The organism is Candidatus Pantoea deserta, assembly GCF_003813865.1.
Taxonomy (GTDB): Bacteria; Pseudomonadota; Gammaproteobacteria; order Enterobacterales; family Enterobacteriaceae; genus Pantoea; species Pantoea deserta.
The window spans coordinates 62,526-81,112 of record NZ_RMVG01000021.1 but is presented as its reverse complement, the minus strand read 5'-3'; the positions used below and the strand labels follow the sequence as shown (position 1 = coordinate 81,112).

General features: G+C 55.0%; 16 protein-coding genes. 12 read left to right on the top strand and 4 right to left on the bottom strand.

The genetic code is table 11. The features are described from left to right. Nucleotides 1-282: 282 nt before the first annotated feature. Together BBB56_RS23545 and BBB56_RS20390 are read left to right on the top strand one after the other, a co-directional pair. Nucleotides 283-450 carry a hypothetical protein gene (locus BBB56_RS23545; RefSeq protein WP_158673952.1) on the top strand — a complete coding sequence of 56 codons (168 nt, stop codon included), beginning with the start codon at nucleotides 283-285 and terminating at the stop codon, nucleotides 448-450. A 549-nt stretch (nucleotides 451-999) separates the two neighbouring features. Beyond that, a complete protein-coding gene (locus BBB56_RS20390; protein ID WP_123802745.1) occupies nucleotides 1,000-2,925 on the top strand; it encodes a methyl-accepting chemotaxis protein in 1,926 nt (641 codons plus the stop codon). Between the two features lie 42 nt (nucleotides 2,926-2,967). On the opposite strand, the gene BBB56_RS20385 is transcribed toward BBB56_RS20390, so the two are convergent. After that, the gene (locus tag BBB56_RS20385) at nucleotides 2,968-3,510 is read right to left on the bottom strand and encodes a diguanylate cyclase (protein WP_233593070.1); all 543 of its coding nucleotides are present in this window, start codon (nucleotides 3,508-3,510) and stop codon (nucleotides 2,968-2,970) included. 294 nt (nucleotides 3,511-3,804) lie between these two features. On the opposite strand from BBB56_RS20385, the gene BBB56_RS20380 reads away from it, so the two are divergent. Together BBB56_RS20380 and gap are read left to right on the top strand one after the other, a co-directional pair. Next, nucleotides 3,805-4,116 (top strand): hypothetical protein, encoded by a 312-nt coding sequence (locus BBB56_RS20380; protein ID WP_123802744.1) that lies wholly within the window; start codon nucleotides 3,805-3,807, stop codon nucleotides 4,114-4,116. A gap of 1,423 nt (nucleotides 4,117-5,539) precedes the next feature. Next, nucleotides 5,540-6,541, top strand: coding sequence for a type I glyceraldehyde-3-phosphate dehydrogenase (gene gap, locus BBB56_RS20375; RefSeq protein ID WP_123802743.1), 1,002 nt, complete (start codon nucleotides 5,540-5,542; stop codon nucleotides 6,539-6,541). A 24-nt stretch (nucleotides 6,542-6,565) separates the two neighbouring features. On the opposite strand, the gene BBB56_RS20370 is transcribed toward gap, so the two are convergent. Next, nucleotides 6,566-7,444 (bottom strand): LysR family transcriptional regulator, encoded by an 879-nt coding sequence (locus BBB56_RS20370; RefSeq protein ID WP_123802742.1) that lies wholly within the window; start codon nucleotides 7,442-7,444, stop codon nucleotides 6,566-6,568. Nucleotides 7,445-7,567: 123 nt separating this feature from the next. On the opposite strand from BBB56_RS20370, the gene BBB56_RS20365 reads away from it, so the two are divergent. Then, complete coding sequence (locus BBB56_RS20365) at nucleotides 7,568-8,293, top strand: pirin family protein (RefSeq protein WP_123802741.1); 726 nt, start codon at nucleotides 7,568-7,570, stop codon at nucleotides 8,291-8,293. Nucleotides 8,294-8,423: 130 nt separating this feature from the next. Here BBB56_RS20365 and BBB56_RS20360 read toward each other — a convergent pair whose 3' ends face one another. After that, nucleotides 8,424-9,101 carry a RipA family octameric membrane protein gene (locus BBB56_RS20360; RefSeq protein WP_123802740.1) on the bottom strand — a complete coding sequence of 226 codons (678 nt, stop codon included), beginning with the start codon at nucleotides 9,099-9,101 and terminating at the stop codon, nucleotides 8,424-8,426. A 389-nt stretch (nucleotides 9,102-9,490) separates the two neighbouring features. On the opposite strand from BBB56_RS20360, the gene BBB56_RS20355 reads away from it, so the two are divergent. The 7 genes from BBB56_RS20355 (at nucleotide 9,491) to BBB56_RS20325 (ending at nucleotide 16,992) form a co-directional block, all read left to right on the top strand. Beyond that, on the top strand, nucleotides 9,491-10,861 hold the full coding sequence (locus BBB56_RS20355; RefSeq protein WP_123802739.1) for an adenylosuccinate lyase: 1,371 nt from the start codon (nucleotides 9,491-9,493) through the stop codon (nucleotides 10,859-10,861). Further along, nucleotides 10,858-11,361, top strand: coding sequence for a GNAT family N-acetyltransferase (locus BBB56_RS20350; RefSeq protein ID WP_123802738.1), 504 nt, complete (start codon nucleotides 10,858-10,860; stop codon nucleotides 11,359-11,361). Before BBB56_RS20355 ends, BBB56_RS20350 begins: the two co-directional genes overlap by 4 nt. 34 nt (nucleotides 11,362-11,395) lie before the next feature. Next, complete coding sequence (locus tag BBB56_RS20345) at nucleotides 11,396-12,193, top strand: amino acid ABC transporter substrate-binding protein (protein ID WP_123802737.1); 798 nt, start codon at nucleotides 11,396-11,398, stop codon at nucleotides 12,191-12,193. A gap of 62 nt (nucleotides 12,194-12,255) precedes the next feature. After that, nucleotides 12,256-12,927, top strand: coding sequence for an amino acid ABC transporter permease (locus tag BBB56_RS20340; protein WP_123802736.1), 672 nt, complete (start codon nucleotides 12,256-12,258; stop codon nucleotides 12,925-12,927). 7 nt (nucleotides 12,928-12,934) lie between these two features. Next, nucleotides 12,935-13,696: an amino acid ABC transporter ATP-binding protein gene (locus BBB56_RS20335; RefSeq protein ID WP_123802735.1), complete on the top strand. Its 762-nt coding sequence runs from the start codon at nucleotides 12,935-12,937 to the stop codon at nucleotides 13,694-13,696. A 50-nt stretch (nucleotides 13,697-13,746) separates the two neighbouring features. Further along, entirely contained in the window at nucleotides 13,747-14,898 is a 1,152-nt protein-coding gene (locus tag BBB56_RS20330) for an amidohydrolase (RefSeq protein WP_123802734.1), read from the top strand. Between the two features lie 141 nt (nucleotides 14,899-15,039). After that, entirely contained in the window at nucleotides 15,040-16,992 is a 1,953-nt protein-coding gene (locus BBB56_RS20325; RefSeq protein WP_123802733.1) for a methyl-accepting chemotaxis protein, read from the top strand. Nucleotides 16,993-17,081: 89 nt separating this feature from the next. Here the strand turns inward: BBB56_RS20325 and BBB56_RS20320 are convergent, their stop codons facing one another. After that, nucleotides 17,082-18,290 carry a zinc-dependent alcohol dehydrogenase gene (locus BBB56_RS20320; protein WP_123802732.1) on the bottom strand — a complete coding sequence of 403 codons (1,209 nt, stop codon included), beginning with the start codon at nucleotides 18,288-18,290 and terminating at the stop codon, nucleotides 17,082-17,084. Nucleotides 18,291-18,587: the final 297 nt, after the last annotated feature.

Here is an 18,587-nt window from a genome sequence, read left to right as displayed (position 1 = left end):
TTGTACAGTTATTTGGTCGGCGTACAAATTCTCAAAAAGTGCTAATCTGTGAAATTAGTCTCAATTTAGCCAGCACGATTTCGCTCAGGTTGCGTTTAGGTCAGAATAAAACCCTCTGTTTTAAACGGAGCCTTTTAGCGTAATGTTTATCATTATCTTTGCTTAACGTCTTATATCGGCTGGCCCGGTTCGCGTCTTTCACGCACTGCATGCCGTTACACCAGAAACTGTCCAGTCGTCTATACTCAGCGTTTAACCGAAGCGTGAGAGTGAGCGAAACCCTTGACGACAAGTGAAGAAGAGGAGCGCCAGCGGTTTGAACGCTGGATCCGCAGCGACGCATTATTTGAAGAGCGCTGGCTCAGGCGAGACCACAACCAGAGCTATCGTTACCATCTGGTTGAAAATCGCTGGAAGGCCTGGTTTGCCCGCAGCCAGCTCAGTGAATAACGTTATCCCTCGGCCATTGTTGTATACCGATAAACTATCCCTGCGATAATTAATTGCCGCAACCGAACAGCCAGCTATGCAGCAAATATATCAGAACTGACGTCACTGATCCGGTTGCATACCTGCGCAGGTTATTTTTCTTGTAAAAATAGCTGGTCGGATAATGACCAGATTATTAATTGATATAGCCGGGCGGTGGGTTATCGGCATTCACGCGCCAGCCATGAATTTTAAAAGTAATAAAATTTGAACCTGAAAAAAAACTAACAGGCACAAGCCTGCTGCACGATTTTTTCTGCACAACTTGTTGATTAATAAGCATTTGACTTAGCGTCGGCATGAAATAAATATCGCCTGTTCATTCAGTGGTAAATCACGGTTAGCAACCTATAATCCTTTTCTGTTAACGAGTTGATATGAGTGAAACCAGAAAGACTGCGCCTGAAAGAGCTGGCAGCAACGCATGATTATGTAATGGAAAAATAAAAACGGCTCAACTTTTGTGCGTGTTAAGTCATATCACGTATCAGATAACTCAGAATGGAAATCATGAAAAAAGTACTTGATAGCATTAACTTGCCAGCCAAATTTCTTATCCTGGGGTTATTTGCCCTGATCTTATTTGTTTTACCTACCACATTATTTCTCCAGACGGGCAACCAGATTATTGAGGCTAAACAGCGTGAGCTGAGCGGGGTGCCGGTGGAAAAACAGATGCTCTCCTTGCTGAACCTGCTTCAGCGTCACCGTGCGGAGACGGCCATCGCGATTGCGTTAAACAAACCGGACAACCCGCCGCGCGTTGCGCTTGTTGCCGAAATCGATCATCTTTCCGACCTTATCCAGACGGAGCTGCGCCAGGAGGAACCGAATGCGCAACCCCTACAGCAGTTCGACAAAATGCGTCAGGCATGGATGACGCTTCAGAACCGCATCGGAAGCGGCAGCCTCTCTTTTGCCGACAGCCTGAAGGATCATGCCGATCTTATTCAGATCATGCTGAGAACAAACCTCGACGTACTGGATTTTTACGGTATGTCGCTGGATAGCGATCTTAATACCTATCAGCTCATCACCAGTATTTTTAATCGCCTGCCTCAGTTAACCGAGACGTTAGGACAAATCAGGGCGTCTGGTGCGTCGCTGATTGCCTCCGGTGCTGTCGCAGAAAACGATTACAGCCGCATGGCGTTTCAGGTCGAGGCGGGCAAAAACGCGCTGGAACAGTTTGGCGGGAATTTAGACAAGGTGTACGACATAGAACCTGCGCTCGCCGCAGATTTCGGCGCGGCGGCACAGGAGGCAACGCAACAGGCGCTGGCTGCGCTACAACTGGCCCAGCATATCTTTGTCAGCCGAAGCGACAGCGTCGCGCCGGTGGAGTATGTGCGGGTCTTTACCCAGGCCATTAACCAGTTCAGCGCGCTGGGCGCGCAAAACGGCGACCGTCTGGAGCAAATGTTACAAACGCAAATCGATGCGCGTCGTCATGCGCAGTACGAGCTGCTTGCCGGTTTGCTGGCGGTTGCGCTGATCGCTGTTTGCTTTGCGCTGATGATTAGTCGCTCCGTCACGCGCCCGCTTCAGGACGCGGTGCATCTCGCCAGCCAGGTGGCGGCAGGGGATTTAACCTCGCGCCTTAATATCAGCGGTAACAACGAGACGGCGAAGTTGCTGCATGCCCTTATGCAGATGCAACAGCAACTTGCTCAGCTGGTGTCGGAGATTAAGAGCAACGCCGCAACCATTGCGACCTCTTCAAAAGAGATTGCTCAGGGCAACAGCGATCTCTCTTCGCGCACGGAAGAACAGGCAGCGTCTCTGGCCGAAACCGCTGCCAGTATGGAGCAGCTGGCGTCAATCATTCAGCAAAATGCCGACAATACCCGCTATGCCTCAGACAAGGCCGTTTCGGCCACCCAGGCGGCACTGCTGAGCGGCGAGGCAATGGATTCAGTTATGGAGTCGATGCGCAATATTCGCGGCAGCTCCGGTAAGATTGAAGAGATCACCTCCGTGATTGACAGCATTGCTTTCCAGACCAATATCCTGGCGTTAAACGCAGCGGTCGAGGCCGCCAGGGCCGGTGAGTCAGGCAAGGGCTTCGCTGTGGTCGCCAGCGAGGTGCGCGCGCTGGCACAGCGCTCCGCCAGCGCGGCAAAAGAGATCAAGGGTCTGATCGAGCGCTCTGTCACCCAGGCGCAGGAAGGCATGAAAATGGCGCAAAGCGCAGGCGATAAGGTGAAGCAGAGTCTGAGCGCTATCGAGCAAACGTCACAGCTTATCCGCGACATCTCCTCATCCTCGGCAGAGCAGAGCAGCGGCGTCGCGCAGGTAAACATTGCTGTTAACCAGATGGATCAGGTGACACAGCAGAATGCGGTGCTGGTAGAACAGTCGGCGGCATCGGCGGACGAGCTGGCTCAGCGGGCAGGGCAGCTGCGTCACAGGGTGGCGGTGTTCCGCACGGCATAAGGCTATCCATCAAAGGGCCTTACTGGCCCTTTGATAAAGGGATTAGCGGGAAAGCGCTTTCCTGCGGGCCTTTTTGCCGCGCCAGTACTCTTCCAGATAGGGCAACATTTCCAGCAGAAAAATGGCCGTAAGGATAAAAACGATATAGCCGACAGGGAGGGGGTCGGGCCGCAGCTTCAGTTCGAAGCGAGCAGGTTCGCTGCCTAAGCCAAAGAGCGCCAGGAACTGCGGCCAGTGTCGGGATATGACCAGCAGCAGCGCCATCAGCGGCACCAGTTCTAAATAACTATGGATATGCTGCTCAACGGGCGTGACTTTTCGCGCGGTAACGGCATAGTTGACGTCCCACAGCGCCGTTGCCTCATGGCAGAAGAAAAGGACGATCATTGCGGCAAAGACCAGCGCGTTAACATCAAGAAACAGCGCGGACAACAGCGGCACGCCCATTTCCACAAACATCAGGATATGAATGTAGGTCTCTTTTAATCCGGTTGTGGTTTCAATGTTGGTGGCGCGATGGCAAAGCCAGTCGGCAAAGCCGGCAATAAGCCAGACGGGTAAGACAAAATAAAGTAACAGCAACATTTGCGGATCGAGAGAGTGCACAGGCGATGTCCAGAGAAGAGGCGTTAAAAAGAGCATAGTCGCGGATGAATCAGACACAAGAAGTCAATACAGACAGGCTTTATTGATTAATAATATTTATGTTATTCTATGGCTTGCCGTAATAAATTTGCGTTAAATCAAAATGAAGAAAATTTTTGGAATGATTCTTCCTTAAACAAAAAATAAATAATTTATTTTCTGATGCATTTACGTCATGCATTCCTGATTAGCCGCTATGCTTATCATCCTGAGTCAAAATGAACAGAGGTTTGTTTGTACATAATAAATATCGATATAAACCATTATGCGCTTGAGTTAAGACGCATCGCAGCAAGTTATCAGACAGGTGATACCCTGACCGATGTGAAAAAAAAGGTCGATGCGCTTATGGACGCGCTTAAAGCCGCGCTGGCCAGCGACACGCATCTTCAGGTGCAAAAATGGAGCGAGCTGGCCGAGGCGCTCAATAACAGTATGAGAAATACTGCCGATCCCGACTGGACGACGGTGATGGCCTACGCCAGGAGCAAAGTGAATCGCAGTAAGCAAAACGCGCTGTTTAAGCGCAGACGTTTCAAAGCCTAAAACGCCAGCGGCGGTTTTACTGTCTGGCAGGGCAGCGGCAAGGGATTGCTGAGCTGCTCGTCATCCCTGTTATGCCTGCCTGAACAGACCACCTGCGTTCTTATCACTCTGAAACCCGGCGGACAAAACGTCTGGCCCATGCCATTTCTGCCGCGGCTGTCAGACAATAGCTTCAGAACGCATCCGGGGTCGGCGTTGTCAGACGCGATAATGTCAGTTATATCCTGCTCGCCGTACAAAAGAGAGCTGCCGCTTATGTCCATAATGAACAGCCGCGCGTCTGGCAAAATAACGCAGAGAATCTTGTTATCAGGCGTGCATCAGAAACGGGGGATGGCCAGATTTAAGCTTCAGGATGCGAAAAGGTCCTGCGTTACCCTGACGCTTTTACTGGCTACGATTATTTAAGACAGGCTTATGACGGGTTCTGCCATTACAGCGTATTGCAACGGGAGAAGCGATGAAGAAATAGTCAATAGTGGCGTTAATCTTATCGATGGAGGCAGATTAAACAAAAGCGCAGCTATAGCGGATAATTTTGCATCAGCATGCGCGCCCGATAAATAAACTGGCGCTAACCTCACTTCAGCAGAGCCTGCTCTGCTTATCATTAAACGCGCTTGTTTTGTTTTCGGCATCGTTGAATGACTCGGAATCGGGATAAGGAATAATAAAATCACCATGTTCACCCAGACAGAAAATTACCGCATCGGTTAACGAAAAGCGATGCGTTATCCTTGTTGAAGAGCTGAGCAACATCCAATTCCCTGACGGGAACGGATGTTAAGGACAATAAAAGACCCACTTAATAATCAGCAGCATGCCAATGATAAAAATAACCCAGCTAATTAAGCACCCGGCCAGAACCCATTTCCAGACCTGTTTCCTTTTCATAATTTATTCACTCCTTGTGACCTTGCTAAAAGTATAGTCAGATTATTCCTGGCGCTAACTGGATGTGCCGACTAATCACTGACAATTGATTGGTGATATGTATCGGTATTTTTAAGTTATTGATTTAAAAAAGTAAATCAGATGCTGAAAATCGATATGCCATAATGCAACTGTTCACCGTTGACGACTGGTATTACAGGAAGAAACCACAGCTGTCGTCAATAACCCGCGAATAGCCAGAGCGACTGCCATTATCGTATCGCCTTCATCCTGTGCGCTTGCGGCATGGGGCAGGGATGTCTCTTTATCATTCTCCTTTTTTTGCCGTTCTTTGACATTAATTGCGGTCGTCGCAGTCTGACGTTGTCGCGCCGGCACTATCGCCTGTACGGATAAATTAGTTCAGGTCGCTCAGGCTATACTCCTTCTCTTCACGGCAATGCAACCTTATTGTGCCGTAATACCCTGGTTCAGCAGATTAACCGATATCCATCCTCAACATGCAGTGTCACCAAACTGGGAGATCACCATGAAGAAAATTGGCATCAACGGTTTCGGACGTATTGGCCGCCTGGTCTTAAGGCGTATTCTTGAACAGCAGGAAGCGGTCGAGGTCGTGGCGATCAATGATCTCACTTCACCAGAAATGCTGGCCTACCTTCTGAAGTACGATTCAAACTATGGCGCTTTCCACGGCGACGTCAGCGTCGACGGGAACGCGCTATGGGTAAACGGCAATAAGATCACCGTGTTTGCCGAAAAAGAGGCGAAGAATATTCCCTGGGGATCGCTCAATGTCGATGTGGTGATCGAATGTACCGGCTTCTATACCTCAGCGGAAAAAGCGCAGGCGCATCTGGACGCTGGAGCGGGCAAGGTATTGATCTCTGCCCCAGCCGGTGAGATGAAAACCATTGTCTATAACGTCAATCACGACACCCTTAGCGCAGAAGATAAGATTGTTTCGGTTGCCTCCTGTACCACCAACTGCCTTGCTCCGATGGCGAAAGCGCTGCACGACAGCTTCGGCATTAAAGCAGGCACCATGACCACCATTCATGCCTATACCGGCACTCAGGCGCTGGTGGATGGACCGCGCGGCAAAGATTTCCGCTCATCGCGCGCGGCAGCGGAAAATATCATTCCGCATACGACCGGCGCGGCGAAGGCTATCGGTCTGGTGATCCCGGAACTGACCGGTAAGCTAAAAGGGCATGCGCAGCGCGTCCCGACCAAAACCGGCTCTGTTACCGAGCTGGTCTCTGTGCTGGAAAAGAAAACCACGGTTGACGAAATCAACGCGGCGCTGAAGCGCGCCTGTGAAAACAATGAGTCTTTTAAATACACCGAAGATCAAATCGTCTCTACCGACGTGATCGGCGTGCCGTACGGTTCTGTGTTCGACGCCACCCAGACGGAGATCAGCGAAGCCGGTGATGTGCAGCTGGTTAAAACCGTTTCCTGGTACGATAACGAATATGGTTTTGTTACCCAACTGGTAAGGGTGCTGCATCTGTACGTTACTCTGTAACCTCAGGCGGGCTGCCAGGCCCGCTTAATTCCCCAGCTGCTGCTGTAAAAACTGAAGCAGTACGCGATTAACCTCGCTGCGCTGGCGGTGTTGCGGATAGACCGCATTAAGACAGAGCGGCGCAGGCTGAAACGGCTCCAGCACACTCACCAGCTCACCGCTTTTCAGCGCCGGGCTGACGATAAATTCCGGCAGCAGCACCAGCCCCAGTCCGGCGATCGCCGCATCGCGCAGCACCTCGCCGTTGTTACTCAGCATGGGACCCTGCACCATAACATTTTTGCTTTTGCCCGCCTGCTGTAACTCCCAGCCGCTTAAGGCCTCGCGTCCGTAGCGCAGGCAGGCGTGCCGGGAGAGATCGTCCGGCGTCATGGGCTGACCGGCGCGCGCCAGATAGGCCGGGCTGGCGCAGATCAGACGGCGCTGTGCGCCGAGGCGGCGAGCAATCAGGGTGGAATCTGCCAGGGTACCGATACGGATAGCCATATCAAAGCCTTCACCGATCAGGTCAACGTAGCGATCGGCCAGTTCAATATGGAATTGCAGCGCAGGATGCTGCGCCAGGAACTGCGCGATAAGCGGTGAAAGATGGCTCATGCCGAACGACATCGGCATGCTGATGCGAAAGGAGCCGTGCAGCTCCTGACGGCGCGCCGACATAGCCTGCTCCGCCTCGCGAATATCGTCCAGAATACGCTGGGCATGCGGCAGAAACAGCATTCCGGCCTCGGTCACCGAGAGCTTACGCGTATTACGGATTAACAGTTGCGAACCCAGCGACGCTTCCAGCGCCGCCATACGGCGGCTGACGTACTGCTTGGATAACATCAGCTGCTCTGCCGCGGCGGTAAAATTGCCCGCGCGGATGACCGCAACATAGATACGAAGATCGTCGATCAGCATAGTGTCCACTTATTTGTGACAGTGATTGCCATCAGAGCCTGTTTTTACAGAATTTAGTTTACGGTATTGTCTGTGACATCGGAAGCGCACAAGCGCATCCCCCGTACACAACAGGAGCACACCATGATCGAGCAACGACTGTCAGAGCAACGCGGCCTTGGTGACCACGGCTGGCTGTACTCTCGTCACACCTTTTCCTTCGCGAACTACTGGGATCCCAAGCAGACGGGTTTCTCCGATCTGCTGGTTATCAATGACGACCGGGTAGCCGCGTCGCGCGGTTTCGGCGCGCATCCTCACAGCAATATGGAAATTATCTCCTACGTGCTGGAAGGGGCGCTGGAACATAAGGATTCAATGGGAACGGGTTCCGTTATTGTACCTGGCGATGTCCAGCTAATGAGCGCAGGCAGCGGCGTCACGCACAGCGAATTTAACCATTCGAAAAGCGAGGGTGTGCACTTTCTGCAAATCTGGATTGTTCCCGCAGAAAAAGGAACGCAGCCTGGCTATCAGCAGATTTCCGTGCCGGAAAGCGAAAAGCGCGGGCAGCTGCGCCTGATCGTAGCGCCAGGAAAAGAGGAAAATGCCCTGTCGGTGCGTCAGGATGTGCGCCTCTATGCGGGCCTGTTCGACGGCGATGAGCAGCAAACCTTTACGCTGGATGAGGATCGCTATGCCTACCTGCATGTGGCTCGCGGTAGCGTAACGGTAAACGGCACAAAGTATAAAGCGGGCGACGGTGCGCGTATACGCCATGAGAAGAGCCTGAGCCTGAGCGAAGGTGATAATGCCGAAGTATTACTGTTCGATCTGCGACCGGTTGAAGTAAACCATCCGAGCCGCTGATTTCGCTATAAGCCCGACGCCCTGGCATCGGGCTTTTTTACGATCTATTAGCCTGCCCGGCTTTATCCGTTAAATGTCCCTGTAAGATGCTTCTCTGTAATAACGGCCGCAGCAAGCGGCCGTTTCGGCGTCATTCCTTGTCGTCTTTCTCCAGCCCGACCGGCTCTTCGTTATCCAGGCGATGCGGTTTCAACAGCTGAATATCCAGAATCACATAGGTCATGGTGGTAATAAACAGCGAGATAACGCTGCCAATCACGCCGCTGGTGGTAAAGGTAAAATAGTTGTACATCACCACCCAGGTCAGGCAGATGAACAGCGCCAGCGCGACGTTAATGGCTGAAAACGAATAATGGGTGGTGCGTGGACCCAGATCCAGCATCTGCTTATAGAGGTTGCCGGCCGTGTACTTCTCCAGCACAACAATGGCGCGCTCCCAGTTTTGCAGTCGGCGCGCGCCGCTGCGCGTGACAAACAAAAACAGTAGCGACAGAAAAAAGCCGGAAAAAGCGATCAGCACCGGCACTGCCTGTAGCGCATAGTCGAAACTTTTATGGCCGGTAGCGTGGTGGGCGAGATCCAGTGTCAGCGATGCGCCAAGTGCGGCATAAAGAAAGACAAACAGCGCCAGAAACAGCACATTGCGTTTCCAGTCGCTGTCGGATTCCGCCATCCTCTGCGCGCGAGCCGCCTGCAAAGCCTGGCGCAAGGCCTCTGCGCGGGCCGAGTCGGGTTCAACGACGTCAGGGGATTCGCCAAAAAAGGTATGCAGGAAAGATTCATCTGCCTTGTCAATTTTCATCTTCATTATCCATAAAGTTAAGCGCGATGAGCACAGTGTAATAGAGCCACTCTGCCTGGAGATATCGGGTTATGACAGGGTACGGTCAGGCGCGTCTGTGTGAGGACGCAGGGCGTGGCACTGTTCTGAAAACGACGGAGCGGGACAGTGGCTTAATAACAAATATGCAAAAAGAAATTGACCGGTTATTTACAATATAGTTATTTTCCGACTCTATTCATCTTTAATAACAGATAGTTAAGCTGGAAAACCACTTCGATATTTTTACACAAAGTCATGACCCCTTTGCCATATTGTTATAACCAGACGCTATAACATATGCCTTTCCATTATCAATCAGGCCGGTTTGAAGGTGCTATTTTAGGGCTTCGTAAAACAACATAAGTGACATAGATATGGCGTCACATATTATTGATTTTCTGTTAATTGGCAACAATTTTGGCACACCAGAAATGCGTGGCGTCTGGTCGGAGCAAAACCGGCTAAAACAGCAGGTTCAGGTCGAAGTCGCACTGGCGCAGGCGGAAGGCGAGCTTGGGGTAATTCCGGCCGAAGCCGCACGCGCTATCGTAGAGCGGGCCGATCCCACCCTGCTGGACATTGACGAGATTGCGCAGCAGGGCGCGCAGATGAAACATTCTCTGATGCCCACGCTGATCGCGCTGCAAAAACAGTGCGGCGAAGCTGGCGAATTTATTCACTACGGCGCAACGACGCAGGACATTGTTGATACCGCCACCGTACTGCAACTGCGTGATGCGTTCGCGATTATTCAGCGCGACGCGGTGGCGCTGGCGCAGGAGCTGGCTGGCGTCGCCAGACGTTATCAGCATACGCCGATGACAGGCCGCACCCACGGGATGCAGGCGCTGCCGACGACTTTTGGCTTTAAAGTCGCCGTATGGCTGGACGAGTTTGTGCGTCATCTTACGCGTCTTAGCGAGATCAAACCGCGCACGCTGACCGGCAATATTAACGGCGCCATTTCAACCTACGCCTCCTTTGGTCCGCAAGGACCGGAAGTGGAAAAACGCACGCTGGATATTCTTGGACTGGCGACGCCGACCATTGGCTGGCAGTCAGCGCGCGACCGCTTCTCGGAATTTGCCTCGGTAGCGGCATTGATCAGCGGCACACTGGGTAAAATTGGCAACGAGCTTTACAACCTGATGCGTTCTGAAATCAATGAGATCGAAGAACCTTTCTCGGCAGGCAAGATTGGCTCGACCACCATGCCGCACAAGCGCAATCCCGCCGCGCTGGAGGGACTGGCCAGTCTGACCGCGCCGGTGCTGAAAAGCGCCGCGCTGATCTATGAATCCATGCACGTCGAGCATGAACGCGATGCGATGAGCTGGCGCGCCGAATGGATTGCGCTGCCGGAAATTTGCATCTACCTGTCCGCACAGCTGCAAAACGCCATCGCCATTATGCGCGGCATGACCGTTAATGAAGCGCGCATGCGCCAGAACCTGGATATGCAGGGCGGTCTGCTGCTGTCGGAAAAAGTGATGTTCGAACTGGGCAAAAAACTGGGCAAGCAGACCGCGCACCATGTGGTGTACGAGTGCGCGATGCAGGCCTACGAGCAGCGGCGCGACTTTAAAGAGACGCTGCGCGCTCATCCGCAGATGGACAACAGCATCAGCGACGACGAGCTAAACGCCTGGCTCGATCCGGTGAATTATCTTGGTTCCGCCCCGCGCAAAGTGGATGAGGTGATTGCCGCCGCGCAGGTGTCGGGATTACTTGAGAGGCGCTCATGACCGACAGTTTTCGCCAGCTGGGCGTCGAAGATACGCCCGCCTATTACCCGCTGGTGCACGCCGCTTATGCCTCCGCGCGCGAACTGGGGATTAAATTCGATGCCGCTACCGCCGATGCCGCGCAGATGCAGCGCCATATCGCCACGCACGGCGTTTACGGCATGTTCCGCGATGGCGAGCTGGTGGCTTCGGTCACGCTGCGTTATCCCTGGGGACCGCTGCCCGGACCGTTCGGTCTGCCGCATATCGGCTGGTTCGCAACCGCACCGCACTATCGCGGTCAGCGGTTGGGCGCGCTGATGCTCGACTGGCTGGAGCAGGCGGTACTGCGCGATGTGCTGCGCGCGCCGGCCTATTCGCTCGGCACCGCCGAAAGTCATCCGTGGCTGATCCAGCTTTACGAGACGATGGGTTTTGAGAAGATCAGCAAAAAAGATCTCGGCAAAGGCCACATCACCGTTTATATGAAAAAAACCATTAATTTAGCGCAGGCCCGCTAAGCGCGGCTATGCAGAAGACATTAGGGAGAACAACATGAAAAAAGGGTTAATCGCACTGTCCGTGGTAATCGCGGCCTCACTGCTTAGCGCCTGCGACAATAACAGCGCCTCAGCCCAGAGCGGCGTCGATGCTACGACCATTCGCGTCGGCGCCACCGGCCTGAGCTTTCCCGGTGCCTTTAAAAAGGACGGCAAGCTGACCGGCTTTGACGTTGACGTCACCGAAGCCATCGCTAAAGACCTGAACTACAAGATTGAGTGGGTTACGTCAGATTTCAGCGGACTGATGGGGCAGCTGGAAGGCGGCAAGCTGGATACCGTGGCGAACGTGGTGGCGATTACGCCGGCGCGTCAGGAGAAGTACAACTTCTCCACGCCCTATAGCTACTACGGCAGCCAGATCGTCACCAACAAAGACAACGCGACTATTACTACGCTGGACGACCTGCGCGGCAAAACCATCGCGGGCGTGCTGGGTTCCAACCATCTGGCTAACCTGAAAAAAGCCTTTGGCGATAACGGCGTGACTATCCGCACCTACGAGAGCCGCGACGGCGCGATGAATGACGCCATCAATAATCGCGTGCAGGGCTACGTCAACTCTGGACCTATTCTGCTGGCAGAGATCAACCAGAAAGGGTTGCCGCTGAAGTTTGTCGGTCAGCCTCTGGTGGTGGAGTCAGTAGGCTTCCCCTTCCATAAAGACGAGAAGGGCGACAAGCTGCGCGCCGCGTTTGACAAAGAGGTCGAGGCGATGCGTCAGGATGGTCGCCTGAAAGCCATCTCAGAAAAATACTTCGGCGAAGACATCACCGCGCAGCCGTCCCACTAAACCCTGCATTCACATGTCAACGTTTGCCACCGCCGGGTGGCAAACGTCGTTAAGGGCTTTTTATGAATTTCGATGTTAACTATCTGCTGAAAATCTCGCCGCAGATCCTCAGCTATCTGCCGGTTACGCTGATGCTGGCCGTGGTGTCGATGGCGTGTGCCATGATCATCGGTCTCGGTCTGTCACTGCTGCGCAACAGCAAGTCAACGCTTGTGAGCAAACTGGTGGAGCTGTATATCTCGCTGTTCCGCGGGATGCCGTCGCTGGTGCAGCTGTTTATTATCTACTTTGGCCTGCCGCAGCTCTTTCCGGCGCTGAACGGCATGTCCGCCACCACCGCCGCGATTATCGGCTTTAGCCTGAAAACCTCAGCCTACATGGCGGAGATCTACCGCGCCGGGCTGGCTTCGGTCGATCCGACGCAGATGGAGGCGGGGCTGTCCATCGGTATGCGCCGCGCGCAGATTTATCGCCGTATTATTCTGCCGCAGGCGCTGCTCAACGCGCTGCCTGCGACCGGCAACACCTTTATCTCGCTGATTAAAGATACTTCGGTAGCCTTTGCGCTGGGCGTGTCGGAGATGTTCGCCGAGGGCAAAATGATCGCGGCGGAGTCGCTGCGTTATTTTGAAACCTTCCTCGTGGTAGGTCTGATTTACTGGCTGGTGATCATCGGTTACGCCCGCCTTCAGGCGCTGCTGGAGAAGAAACTCAGTCATTCACTGCAACGTTAAGGCTCCTATGATCAGTGTAAAACAGCTTAATAAACGCTTCGGCGACAAAGTGGTGCTGGATGACATCAGCCTGACGATTGGCGAAGGCGAGGTGGTGGCGATTATTGGTCCCTCCGGCTCAGGCAAATCGACGCTGCTGCGCTGCCTCAACCTGCTGGAAAAGCCGGAATCCGGCGTTATTCAGATCGGCGATGTGTCGCTCGACACCGCCAGCTACAGCGCGAAAGAGGAACATGCCTTGCGCGGTCAGACGGCAATGGTGTTCCAGAACTACAGTCTGTTTCGCAACAAAACCGCGCTGGAGAACATCACCGAAGGTCTGATCATGGTGAAAAAAATGCCGAAGGCGCAGGCCAGCGACATCGGAATGCAGCTGCTGGAGCTGGTCGGGATGGCTGCGCAGGCGCAGCAGTATCCGGTCACGCTGTCCGGGGGCCAGCAGCAGCGCGTCAGCATCGCGCGCGCGCTGGCGGTAAAGCCGCGCGCCATTCTGTTCGATGAGCCGACGTCGGCGCTCGATCCTGAGCGCGTCCATGAAGTGCTTCAGGTTATGAAAAGCCTGGCGCAGCAAAAAACCACTATGGTGATCGTGACGCACGAGATGCAGTTCGCCAAAGAGGTGGCCGATCGCGTCATCTTTATGGCAGATGGCCATATCGTTGAGCAGGGACCGGCAGAGCAGGTGATCAGCTTCTCCGACAATCCCGTTACGCGCCGCTTTTTGCGCCAGATGACTAACATCGAAACCAATGATGATTTCAATATTTAAGCGCGCCGCCGCATACTTTGCCGCAGCCCATCGCACCGAAAGGAAATAAGATGAAAGAGATCCGCGAACAGGATCGGGCGCTTGCCAGCCAGATCCAGGCATTCCGCCACGATATGCACCGTTTCCCTGAGCTGTCGAACCAGGAGTTCGAAACCACAAACAAAATCCGCGCGGCGCTGACCGACGCAGGCATCCGCATTCTCGATCTGCCGCTGAAGACCGGTCTGGTGGCCGAAGTCGGCGAGGCGTCTGGTCCGCTGGTAGTAGTGCGCGCCGACATCGACGCGCTGCCGATCGAAGAGGAGTCCGGGGTGGCCTTTACCTCGGAGAAGCCTGGCGTCATGCACGCCTGCGGCCATGATTTTCACACCTCGGCCGCGCTCGGCGCCGCTATTTTGCTACAGCAGCAGGCGGCATCGCTAAAAGGGCGCGTGCGCATCCTGTTCCAGGCGGCCGAAGAGACCGGCCTGGGCGCGCCCGATTTGATCGCTACCGGCGCGCTGGACGACGCGGCGGTGATTTTTGGTATTCACAACGATCCGACGCTGCCGGTCGGCGTGGTAGGCGGAAAAGACGGCGCGCTGACGGCGGGCGTCGATCGCTTTGAAATCAAGGTGGCGGCAAAAGGCGCGCACGCGGCGAAACCGCATGAAGGCAACGATCCAATCATCATCGTAGGTCAGATTATTAGCGCGGTGCAGACGCTGATCAGCCGCAACGTGCCTTCAGACCAGAATGCCGTGGTCTCGATTACCCAGATCCACAGCGGCAGCACCTGGAACGTCATCCCGGATACCGCGTATCTGGAAGGCACGGTGCGCACCTTTAGCGCTGAGGCGCGCGCGCTGATCGAACAGCGTTTCCGCGCGCTACTCGACGGTCTGGCCGCAGCCTTTGGCGCGGAGATCGACTTTCTCTGGCACGCCGGTCCGCCCTCAGTGGTTAACACGCCGGAGTGGGTGGAATTTGCGCTGGAGCAGGCGAGCGATGTGGGGTTTGAGGCGCGTCGCATCGACGCCAGCCCGATCGGTGAGGATTTTGCATTCTACCAGCAGAAGGTCCCAGGCACCTTTATGATGGTCGGGTCCGGCGGTCCCTGGGCGCTGCACCATCCAAAATTCCGCGTTGACGATAACGCGCTGTTTCCTACCGCGCAGTATCTGGCGCAGCTGGCGGTTAACGCCCTGAATAAACTGGCCTGATGCTTCTTTCAGCCGGGCGGACGCCTGCACGTTCGCCCGGTTTCTGCTTTAACTGCTTAAGTTTCACCCACCCTCGCCGATAAGGTGTTTAACAGCACTGCTGTTTTATTCGCCTGACTCTGAACATTGGGGAAACCAGTAATGAAAGCGGACCGCGTATCAAAAAAAAGAATAACTACTCGCGCCATGATGCTGCTGACCGGTGCGCTCACGATCGCCACTGGTTTCGCCATCACTATCGGCGTGCTGAGCTGGCAATCGGGCCAGGCGCAGCGCCAGCTGGCGGAAGAGTATCTGCAACAGATCGCGCGCAGTAAGGCGCTGGAGGTTGAGAAGACCCTGACTCATGCGCGCGATGTCGCGCAGAGCCTGGGACAGAGCCTGATAGCCCTGCCGGATGCCGGGATTCAGGATCGCCACGTCCTCGATAAGCTGGCTGAATATACTCTGCGCAGCAATCCTGACTACCTGTCTGTTTCGGTGATCCTGGAAAAAGACGTGTTCGACGGACGCGACGCCGAGCTTGCCACTCAGAGCGGGCAGCCGCCGGAGGGACGCTATGCCTGGTTTGTCGATGTCGATAAGTCCGGCAACTACAAAATGCATCCCCTGACGTCTTATCTGACGCCAGGCCAGGGGGATTACTATCTGGTGGCGCAGCGCACGCGCAAGGATTTCCCGACTGAACCCTACAGCTACGCCTATAACGGCGTGCCAACGCTGCTTACCTCAATCACCACCCCCATCATCGATCGCGGCAAGCTCTGGGGCGTGGTGACGTCCGATATTTCGCTGGCGAATCTCCAGCAGCGCGTCAATGAGATCAAGCCCTGGCAGGGTGCGGGCTACGCCATGCTGCTCTCCAGCGGCGGAAAGATCGTCTCTTCGCCCGACAAAGCGCAGACCAACCAGCTATGGAAGGGAGATAAAAGCCATCTGACGCCAGAGGTGACGGAGCAGGACGATGCGATTCTCGGCGAAAAAGCGCTGGTCACCTGGCAGCCGATCGCCATCGGCAACAGCAGCAACGTCTGGTATCTGGGCGTCGCCGCGCCGCTGGATTTAGTGATGAGCGCCGCGCGTCAGCAGCTGCATAACGCCCTGTGGATGATGCTGGCGAGCATTGTGCTGGTGAGCCTGCTGCTGGGTATCGTCTTCAGCCGCATCGTACTGCGTCCGCTGGGGGGCGAACCTGCCGATGCCGCCGCCATTGCGCTGGCAGTGGCGGATGGCCAGCTGCATACCCGCATCCCCCTGAAAGCAGGCGATCAGAGTAGCCTGTTCTATGCGCTGCATACCATGCAGGCGCGCCTGAGCGCCATGGTGAGTCATATTAAAGAGACCAGCGCCTCGGTGCGCGACGGCGCGGAAGAGATCGCAAAAGGCAACATCAACCTGGCCTCACGCACCGAGCAGCAGGCTGCCGCTCTGGAAGAGACCGCCGCCAGCATGGAACAGCTTACGGCCACGGTGAAACACAATGCCGCCAATGCGCATCAGGCCTCTACGCTAACGGAAAAGGCGTCGCTGACCGCACGCAAAGGCGAAGCGCTGGTGGGCGAAGTGGTGCAGACCATGGCGCAGATCAACGAGAGCGCGCGCAAGATCGGCGACATCACCGCCATCATCAACAGCATTGCGTTTCAGACCAATATTCTGGCGCTGAACGCAGCGGTCGAAGCCGCGCGTGCGGGTGAGCAGGGCCGAGGCTTTGCCGTGGTCGCCTCTGAGGTGCGCAACCTTGCGCAGCGCAGCGCTTCGGCGGTTAAAGACATCGCGTCGCTGATCGCCGAGTCAACTCAGCGCGTCGACAGCGGCGTCAGCCAGGTGCGCAATGCCGGGGACACCATGCAGGAGATTACCCAGGCGGTCATCTCGGTGCAGGCGATAATGGGCGAGATCGCCACCGCGTCGGATGAGCAGAGCCGCGGCATCAGCCAGGTCTCTGTCGCGGTCAATGAAATGGACAGCGTTACCCAGCAAAATGCGGCGCTGGTGCAGGAAATTTCCGCTGCCGCCAGCGCGATGGAAGAGCAGTCCTCGCAGCTGGCGCAGTCGGTCGAACAGTTCCGGCTGGAAGCGCAGTCGGCGTAACGCCTCTTAGCAAAAAGCAGCCTGATGGCTGCTTTTCTTTGCTGCTGTTACGGGTTTCGCCTGCTCGACGGGAGAGAGATCCCGACCTTTCAGGTCGTCAGCTCCACTTTCACCCAGCCGGGTTCGCGCTTGTCAAAAGCCTTATAGGCCTCCACTACATTCTCAATCGGCTCTACGTTGGTCAGCACCTGGGCAGGATCGATTGCGCCGGTGCGCGTCAGCTCCAGCAAGTGAGGAATATGGGTATGGTGGTTACAGTTGCCCATCCTGATGGTGAGATTCTTGTTCATCGCTTTACCGATGGGGAAAATCTCTGCGGCGGGAGGATAGACGCCGATAATGCTGAGACGTCCCGCTTTCTTCAGACTGGCGATGGCCCACTCCAGCGCCTGGGTCGGGGCATCGCCGGGAACCCAGTTACCCTCATGCGGATGGGTTTCCGGAGCGACCTGCGCCACTTCCTGCTCGAACTTCCCGGCTTTCTCTTCTGCCTCGTCGCTCGCCGGGCCGTGATGCGCATGCTGGCTGTCGACGCCCACCGCATCAATGGCGCAGTCCGCGCCGGTTCCTCCCGTCAGCTTTTTAATCACCTGCACCGGATCTTCCCGTTCAAAATTGACCGTGAACGCGCCCTGACGGCGCGCCATCGCCAGGCGGTCAACGCGGCAGTCAACCGCGATAACCCGCGCCGCGCCCATCAGCAGCGCGCTGGCGATAGCGAACTGTCCGACCGGCCCGCAGCCGAACACCACGACGATGTCGCCGCGCGTGATGTCGGCCAGTTCCGCGCCAAACCAGGCGGTAGGGAAAATATCGCTGATCAGAATAGCCTGTTCATCGGTGACGCCGTCGGGAATTTTCACCAGCGTATTAGCGGCAAACGGAATACGCGCTTTCTCAGCCTGTAAACCGTTAACGGGTCCGGTGGCTTTGGGACCGCCAAAAAAACAGGTGCCCGCTTCCGGACCGTTGGGGTTAGCGTTATCGCACTGAGCGGTATGACCGGCCCGGCAGGGCGGGCAGACGCCGCACGATACCGTGGAGCAGACCACCACGCGGTCCCCTGGACTGAGATTACCGGCTTCGTCCCCGACCTGCTCCACGATGCCCACGGCTTCATGGCCCAGAATGGTGCCAGGCTGCATATCACTAAAGGTACCGCGAATAAAGTGCAGGTCGGTGCCGCAAATTGCCGAAGCGGTAATCCGAATAACAGCATCGCCCGGTTGCTCAATTTGCGGATCGGGAACGTCATCCAGCTGGATATTTCCCACGCCGTGCCAGACTAATGCTTTCATTATTCACCTCTGTCTTTTGCCTGTTGTTTGTCAAAAAATGTCTGATTAAAAAGTATAGAGAGTCAACAACGCTCTGCCCGGCAAATAAATAAGCGCATCGGTTCGCAATGATTAACAATTTTTTGCGAACCCGCTCATAAATATATTTATCGTTTTGAAAATAAGGGCTTTTTTCGGCTGATTTGCCATGGCTTTCCTTTAAGAAAGAGCAGGGGATACCCGTTAAGCGGATCCGCTTCGTTGCAGACGATTTTTTTGTCGCTAAGCTGAAGACATAACTTTACATAAAAACCTGAA